The organism is Candidatus Pelagibacter sp. PS_28, from assembly GCF_059417885.1.
Genome location: NZ_CM182070.1, coordinates 1,306,748 through 1,314,076, shown reverse-complemented (window position 1 = coordinate 1,314,076; position 7,329 = coordinate 1,306,748). Strand labels below are relative to the sequence as shown.

Annotated in this window: 9 protein-coding genes; 6 read left to right on the top strand and 3 right to left on the bottom strand. The window is 27.4% G+C overall.

The annotated features are described in order from the left end of the window. Window positions 1-404: 404 nt before the first annotated feature. On the bottom strand, window positions 405-665 hold the full coding sequence (gene rpsT / locus AC5SMR_RS07125; RefSeq protein ID WP_011281687.1) for a 30S ribosomal protein S20: 261 nt from the start codon (window positions 663-665) through the stop codon (window positions 405-407). Window positions 666-715: 50 nt separating this feature from the next. Then, window positions 716-1,579: a bifunctional DNA-formamidopyrimidine glycosylase/DNA-(apurinic or apyrimidinic site) lyase gene (gene mutM / locus AC5SMR_RS07120; RefSeq protein WP_011281686.1), complete on the bottom strand. Its 864-nt coding sequence runs from the start codon at window positions 1,577-1,579 to the stop codon at window positions 716-718. Window positions 1,580-1,614: 35 nt separating this feature from the next. Between mutM and ubiE the strand changes: the two genes are divergently transcribed. Genes ubiE through AC5SMR_RS07090 form a run of 6 tightly spaced genes read left to right on the top strand, consistent with a single transcriptional unit; the run spans window position 1,615 to window position 6,743 of the window. Beyond that, window positions 1,615-2,319, top strand: coding sequence for a bifunctional demethylmenaquinone methyltransferase/2-methoxy-6-polyprenyl-1,4-benzoquinol methylase UbiE (gene ubiE, locus AC5SMR_RS07115; RefSeq protein ID WP_011281685.1), 705 nt, complete (start codon window positions 1,615-1,617; stop codon window positions 2,317-2,319). Continuing rightward, complete coding sequence (ubiB, locus tag AC5SMR_RS07110) at window positions 2,319-3,887, top strand: 2-polyprenylphenol 6-hydroxylase (protein WP_006997502.1); 1,569 nt, start codon at window positions 2,319-2,321, stop codon at window positions 3,885-3,887. Before ubiE ends, ubiB begins: the two co-directional genes overlap by 1 nt. Before the next feature lie 8 nt (window positions 3,888-3,895). Then, window positions 3,896-5,101, top strand: a complete 1,206-nt coding sequence (gene coaBC, locus AC5SMR_RS07105; protein ID WP_271615915.1) for a bifunctional phosphopantothenoylcysteine decarboxylase/phosphopantothenate--cysteine ligase CoaBC — start codon at window positions 3,896-3,898, stop codon at window positions 5,099-5,101. 6 nt (window positions 5,102-5,107) lie between these two features. Next, window positions 5,108-5,545, top strand: a complete 438-nt coding sequence (gene dut, locus AC5SMR_RS07100; RefSeq protein ID WP_006997504.1) for a dUTP diphosphatase — start codon at window positions 5,108-5,110, stop codon at window positions 5,543-5,545. Further along, window positions 5,542-6,297 (top strand): HesA/MoeB/ThiF family protein, encoded by a 756-nt coding sequence (locus tag AC5SMR_RS07095; RefSeq protein WP_271486380.1) that lies wholly within the window; start codon window positions 5,542-5,544, stop codon window positions 6,295-6,297. Before dut ends, AC5SMR_RS07095 begins: the two co-directional genes overlap by 4 nt. Beyond that, window positions 6,294-6,743 (top strand): SH3 domain-containing protein, encoded by a 450-nt coding sequence (locus tag AC5SMR_RS07090; protein WP_494576917.1) that lies wholly within the window; start codon window positions 6,294-6,296, stop codon window positions 6,741-6,743. Before AC5SMR_RS07095 ends, AC5SMR_RS07090 begins: the two co-directional genes overlap by 4 nt. Here the strand turns inward: AC5SMR_RS07090 and AC5SMR_RS07085 are convergent. Next, window positions 6,736-7,329: a DUF3501 family protein gene (locus AC5SMR_RS07085; RefSeq protein WP_494576916.1), complete on the bottom strand. Its 594-nt coding sequence runs from the start codon at window positions 7,327-7,329 to the stop codon at window positions 6,736-6,738. The two genes, AC5SMR_RS07090 and AC5SMR_RS07085, sit on opposite strands and share 8 nt — an antisense overlap.

Here is a 7,329-nt window from a genome sequence, read left to right as displayed (position 1 = left end):
AAAAATTTGTAGGAATAAAGTCAGTTAGAAGCAAAATAATTTTTTTGCAATAAATAATTTTGTAAAAGCAAAAATAAATAAAATTAATATTTGCAATAAATAATTTAGTAAAAATAAAAATAAATTAAATCTATGGGTGATTCATTTCAAACGGGAATATTCTCTCTAATGCTGATATAATATTACAACCAAGAGGTGATCTGTTTTTAATCTTAAAAATTATTTTGCCACAGTGTTGTTTGATTGAACGATTAAGTTTTACAAATTTAAAATCTATGATTGTGTGATTTATAAATTATGTTTCTTATTGTTTTACTAAATCTATATATAGTTAATCTAAAAATTTGATTTCTTATATGATGTAAGTACTATTAGTTGAAATTTAAAATAGTCGTATAAATTTATTATAAGGCTGAAATTTTCTTTGTTATTCTCGAAATGTTTCTTGAAGCATTTGCTTTCTTTATAATTCCAGTTTTTGCAACTTTCATTAACTCAGAGTTCAACTTTGGCAAGAATTTTAGAGCTTCATCTTTTTTCTTTTCTACCAGAAGAAGGTTCATTTTTTTTATAGCATTTCTGTACTTGCTCTTACGAGCCTTATTAACCAATGTTTGTGTAGCAATTCTTCTAATTCTTTTAATTGCTGATTTTGTGTTTGCCATAAGCGCAGTGGTATAGCTTGAGAATTTATACTGGTCAATAGAATAATTCCCTATTTTTGGCATGTATTACAAAAGAATGTTGACCTATTAGATATAAATATTTTCTGAATTTTCCCATTACATTTAGTTCTTAAGCAGCTTAGATTTTCTCTTTGATACACCCTAAATTCTTTTTGGAAATTTCCACTTTTTCCAGTGATGTTTTTAAAATCTCGAATACTTGACCCTCCTTTTTTAATAGCCCTATTAAGTACACTTTTTGAATAAGTAATAATTTTTTTGCAATCTTGCTTGGTTAACTTTGATGCATAGGTAATTGGATTAATTTTACATAAAAATAAAATTTCACTAGCATAAATATTTCCAATTCCTGATACAAATTTTTGATCTAATAAGAAACTTTTTATATCCTTTTTTTTATTTGTGAAATAACCAATTAAATATTCTAAGTTAAAATTTTTAAAAAATGGTTCAGGTCCTAAATGACTAAATCTTTTTTCAAGTTCCTTCTTGTTTTCTATAAATTTAAAAAATCCAAATCTTCTAGGATCATTGTATATAACTCTTAAACCTTTAAAATGAATTTCAACATGATTATGTTTTTTTGGTAGGCTTGGTGAATTATAAAAACTAGTATTAGTAAACTTACTAATATTATTTTTTTTTATTAAATGAACAGTTCCAGACATCCCTAAATGAATTAAACAAAAAGATTGATCAGAAAAATTCAAGATCAAATACTTTGAAAATCTAGTTACTTTTTTAATAATTTTATTTTTTAATAATTCTTCAAATTTTAAAGGAATTTTAAACCTTAAATTTCTATTCGTAATTATTATTTTTTTGATTTTTTTATGCTCTAATTTTTTAGATAACGATTGTTTGACTATTTCTACTTCTGGTAATTCTGGCATTTGAGACTATATTATCAATAAATAATAAATTTAATATGCAGCAATATCTCCAAAACAAAAAGGGCCTTGTCCAAAGTGTCTTTGATAATGTCTATGACAAATATGATTTAATGAATGACTTTATGTCATTGGGTGTTCATAGAATTTGGAAAAAAGATCTATTAAGTTGGATGAACCCTTCAAATAATAAAACTTTAATTGATGTCGCCTGCGGAACTGGAGATCTTGGTAAACTTTTTTTAGATGCAACTGATAAAAATGGTGAAATATTTTGCGTTGATCCAAATAAAGGGATGATTGGTAAAGGCAAAGAAAAGTTAAATACTTATAAAAATATCAATTGGATAATTGCTCCAGCTGAAAAGTTGCCTATTAAAGATAATTCTTGTGATTATTATACAATTAGTTTTGGACTACGAAATACTAAAGATCTAAATAAAGCTTTATCAGAAGCTTATAGAGTTTTAAAACCAGGAGGTCGTTACTTATGTTTAGAATTTTCTAAAATTCAAAACTCTAATTTAGACTTTATATATAAAAATTATTCAAAACTTATTCCTTTAGTTGGAAAAGCTATAGTTGGACAAAAAGAACCTTATGAATATCTGGTTAAAAGTATTGAAGAGTTTATTAATCAAGAAGAGTTAATTGATTTAATGAATAAAAATAAATTTGTTAACTGCAGTTATAGAAACTTATCAGGTGGAATTGTAGCTATTCATTCAGGCTGGAAAATCTAATGTTAAAAAAAATATTCATCTTATTTAAATTAGGAAGAAAATTAGCTCGTTCTGATATATTAACTATTCTTTCTAAGTTTAAAAAACCACCATTAGCAATTAAGATTCTCTTCCAAATACTTTCATTTTCTTTTTCTCCACCGAATAAAAATAATTTAAACGAAAATGAAGGAGCAAAACTTTCTAAGTCGCTACAATCAATGGGAACTACATTTATTAAGTTAGGACAATTTTTGGTTACTAGACCTGATATTATCGGAGATGATTTAGCAAAACAGTTAGAGGGCTTACAAGATAGATTGCCCGCTTTTACTTTAACTGAAGCAAAAGCAATAATTAAAAAAGACCTAGGAGATGATACTTTCAATTCAATCATTGATTTAAGTGAACCAGTTGCAGCAGCTTCAATAGCACAGGTTCATAAAGCAAAAATAAATGACAATGGAACCATAAAAGATGTTGCTATTAAAATTTTAAGACCAAATATAAAAAAAGTATTTAATGAAGAGATAGATGCTTTGATGCTTTTTGCTTTTATGGTTGAGTCATTTATAAAAAAAACAAAAAGGCTGAAATTGGTAGAAGTAGTTTTTCTTCTTAAAGAAATAACTAATTTAGAAATGGATTTAAGATTTGAAGCAGCAGCTGCAAATGAATATGCCGAAAATACAAAGAATGATGCAGGTTTTAGAGTTCCTGCTATTTATTGGAATTTTACAAGCGAAAATGTCATGACACTTGATTGGGTAGAAGGCGTTTCTATTCGTGAAACAGAAGATTTACAAAAAAGAAATATAGATACTAAGAGAATAGCCTCTGATGTAATTCAGCATTTTTTAAGACATGCTGTTAGAGACGGTTTTTTTCATGCTGATATGCATCAAGGAAACATATTTATTGACGATAATGGGCAAATTGTTCCTATAGATTTTGGAATAATGGGAAGATTAGACAATCTTAGCAAAAGATTTTTAGCTGAAATTTTATTTGGATTTATTCAAAGAGACTACAAAAAAGTTGCTGAGGTACATTTGGTTGCTGGTCTAGTTCCTAAAGATGTGCCTGTTAATGATTTAGCACAAGCATTAAGATCAATTGGTGAACCAATTTTTGGTCAATCTGTAAAAGATATTTCTGGGGGAAAATTATTAAAACAACTTTTTGAAGTTACTGAAAAATTTAATATGCAAACTCAACCTCAATTATTAATGTTACAAAAAACAATGGTAGTGGTTGAGGGTGTTGCGAGAAAACTTAACCCTAATACCAATATATGGGAAACTTCAAAACCAGTTTTAGAAAGTTGGTTAAGAGAAACAAAAGATCCAATTAATACCTTAAATGAAAGTTTAAAAAGTACTACTGAAGTAATTAAAAGATTGCCTGATTTTCCAGAGATTATGGATAAAGCCAATCAAGCTTTATCATTTTTAGCAAGTGGACAGATCCCCCAAAATTCAAATTCATTTACTGCCTTAAATGAAAAAAGATCTGAAATGACTGCCTTTAGAAATCAATCTATTGTTGGTTTATTACTGCTTGTAATTTTTGGTCTAGTAGTATTTTAATTCTCACAATGAATAATATATCTGAAAGAAAAATACTTTTAATAATATGTGGTGGCATATCTGCTTACAAAAGTTTAGAATTAATCAGATCATTAAAAAAATTAGGTGCAAAGGTTAAAACTATTCTTACTAAAAGTGCTAAAGAATTTGTAACTCCTTTGTCCGTTGCCTCACTATCTCAAGAAAAAGTTTATGACGATTTATTTAGCCCTGAAAATGAGGCTGAAATGGATCATATTTCACTATCTAGATGGGCAGACTTAATTGTTGTAGCTCCAGCTACCGCTAATACAATCTCAAAATTAAGCACAGGGTCTTCAGACGATCTTGCTTCAACTGTAATTTTGGCTTCAGATAAAGATATTTTTTTAACACCAGCAATGAATGTTAGAATGTGGGACCATCCATCGACGAAAGAAAACCTTAAAAAATTAAAATCATTTGGTTATAAAATTATAGGTCCTGAAATTGGAGATATGGCCTGTGGAGAATTTGGTGAAGGGAAAATGACTGAACCAGATAATATTGTTCAAGAAATTAATTTATACTTTAGTGAATTAAATAAAAATTATAAATTAAAAGCCTTAGTAACGGCTGGACCAACTAATGAATATATTGACCCTGTAAGATTTATAACAAATAAATCTTCTGGAAAACAAGGTTATGCTTTAGCAAAAGCATTTGCTAAAAAAGGATTTCAAACCACTTTAATTTCTGGACCTACAAATTTAGAAGTAGGCAACAATATAAACTTAATTAAAGTAGAAACTGCAGACGAAATGTTTAAAGCTGCACAAAATAATTTACCAACAGATGTAGCAATTTTTTCAGCAGCTGTTGCTGACTTTAAAGTTAAAGAAATAAGTAATAGCAAAATTAAAAAGCAAGAAAAATTAAATCTAGAACTAGAAAAAAATATTGATATTTTAAATTATGTATCAAAACATAATTCTCTTAGACCAAAGTTGGTAATTGGATTTGCTGCAGAAACTAATAATATAGAAGAAAATGCAAAAAAAAAATTAGATGAAAAAAACTGTGATTGGATAATTGCAAATGATGTTTCCAATAAAGCAATTGGATTTGACTCTAGTTTTAATGAAGTTTCGATTTATTATAGAGATAAAAATATGGATGATGAAAGGCTTACAATAAAAAGTAAATCTGAAATTTCTGATGAAATAGTAGATAGAGTTATTAAAAGATTAAATTAAAATTCAGTGGCTAAAGTATTAATCAAAAAATTAAATCCTAAAGTAGAATTACCTGCTTACAAAACAGATGGTGCTTCAGGTATGGATTTGATGGCTTTTATAGAGGAGCCTATTAGAATAGCACCTAATAGCTCATATTTGGTTCCTACAGGGCTTTCAATGGCATTTTCAGAGGATTATGAAGTTCAAATTCGTCCTCGATCTGGTTTGGCTGCTAAAAAAAGTATTACAGTTTTAAACACTCCGGGGACAATTGATAGTGATTATAGAGGAGAAATTAAAGTTATACTTTTTAATCATGGTAAAGAAGATTTCCTTATCAACAATAAAGATAGAATAGCACAAATGGTCTTAATGCCTGTAATTAAGATGGAGTTTGAAGAAACAGATAATTTACCTGATACATTGAGAGGTGATGGTGGATTTGGCTCAACAGGTAAATGAATAGCCAATTAAAAAAAGCATCAATAGAAAGATACTCAAGACAAATAGTACTAAAAGATATTGGCACTATTGGACAAAAAAAAATTATATCTTCAAAAGTTTTAATTGTTGGAATGGGTGGTTTAGGATCTCCTGTTGCAGAATTTCTTGCAAGAGCTGGAGTTGGTTCGATAGGTATAGTTGATGATGATAAAGTTAGTTTATCTAATCTACACAGACAAAGTCTTTATAACACCAGCGATATAGGAAAATTTAAAGTTCAAGTAGCAAGGGTTAAAATTAAAAAAATAAACCCAAGTATTAAAATTAAAATTTACAAAATAAGACTTGATAAAAATAACTTTAAGAAAATTATAAAAGATTATGATTATATAGTTGATGGTTCTGATAATTTTTCAACAAAATTTTTATTAAATGATTTTTGTTATAAATTTAAAAAAATACTTGTAACCGGAGCCATAAGTAAATTTGACGGTCATATATTTACTTTTAATTTTAAAAATAAAAAAATTCCATGTTTAAGATGTTTTTTTCAAGACTCTGATATTTCAGATGACTTATTAAATTGCGAGTCAGAAGGTATTCTTGGCACTGTTGCTGGTATAATTGGAACAATACAAGCAAATGAAGTTTTAAAGAAAATACTTGGTATTGGAAAAAGTCTTGATGGATATATTTTTATCTTAGATTTATTACAATTAAATTTTAGAAAAGTTAAACTTAAAAAAAGAAAAAACTGTTTTTGTAAATGATAAAAAAAATAGCTATCTGGTTTTTGTGTCTATCAGTTTTATTTGGTCAATTTTTAATGGCAGAAGAAAAATTTCTTTCTTTAAAAAAAAGTAAAGTAAATGTTCGATATGGACCAAGTTTTGATTCAAAAATCAAATATATTTATAAAAAAATAAATTTACCGATAAAACAAATAGATCAAAAAGAAAATTTTAGGAGAATTATAGATTTAAAAAATAATAGTGGATGGATCCACATTTCTCAGATTAAAAAATCAAATTCTATTATTATTTTAGAAGATAAAATTTTATATAAAAAACCATCTAACTTTTCAAAACCAATAGCCAAACTAGAAAAGGGAAGACTATTAATCTTAAAAAAATGTGAAAATATATGGTGTAACGTAAAAACTGAGGATTATTCAGGCTGGGTCAAAACTGAAAATATTTGGGGTTCTATTAGATAAAATCATCACATAGCGATTTAATGCTATTTTCTGATAGTTTTGTTGTGTGAGTATACTCTTTATGATCAATCCCAAGTTCAATAGTTGCACTATCTGATTTAAATTTAGAAATTTGATCATCATTTAATTTGAAATGGATAAACTGTACTGAAGAAGCTTTTCCATCTGCTGATGTTCTGTCAACATCTGCTTCTGGAACTGCTTTAACAATTTCATTATTAATTTTCATAAATACCTTTTCTTCAATACCTCCAACTTTACCTAAAAATTTAGCTCTTGAAATTGGATTATCAATTTCAAACATTAATGTTGCTATAAGTTCTTTTCCACTTGGTACTAAGGGATTGTAGGCTATTAATTCATCTTTTAATTGCTCATCTCCACCTTTTTCGATGTGAAGCATTTCTTGAACTTGGGCAACCATAGTTTCAAAACTTTCAAAATAAAAAGTAGCATAAGGACCAAGTGCTATTCTTCTATCTTTTTTAAACTCAACTAAATCTTTTCTGATTTGTTTTCTACTTTTTGCGTAAACATCAGATGGTAGTAAGTCTTCTTTTTCTATTAGTCTTTTTTCTTTACTCAT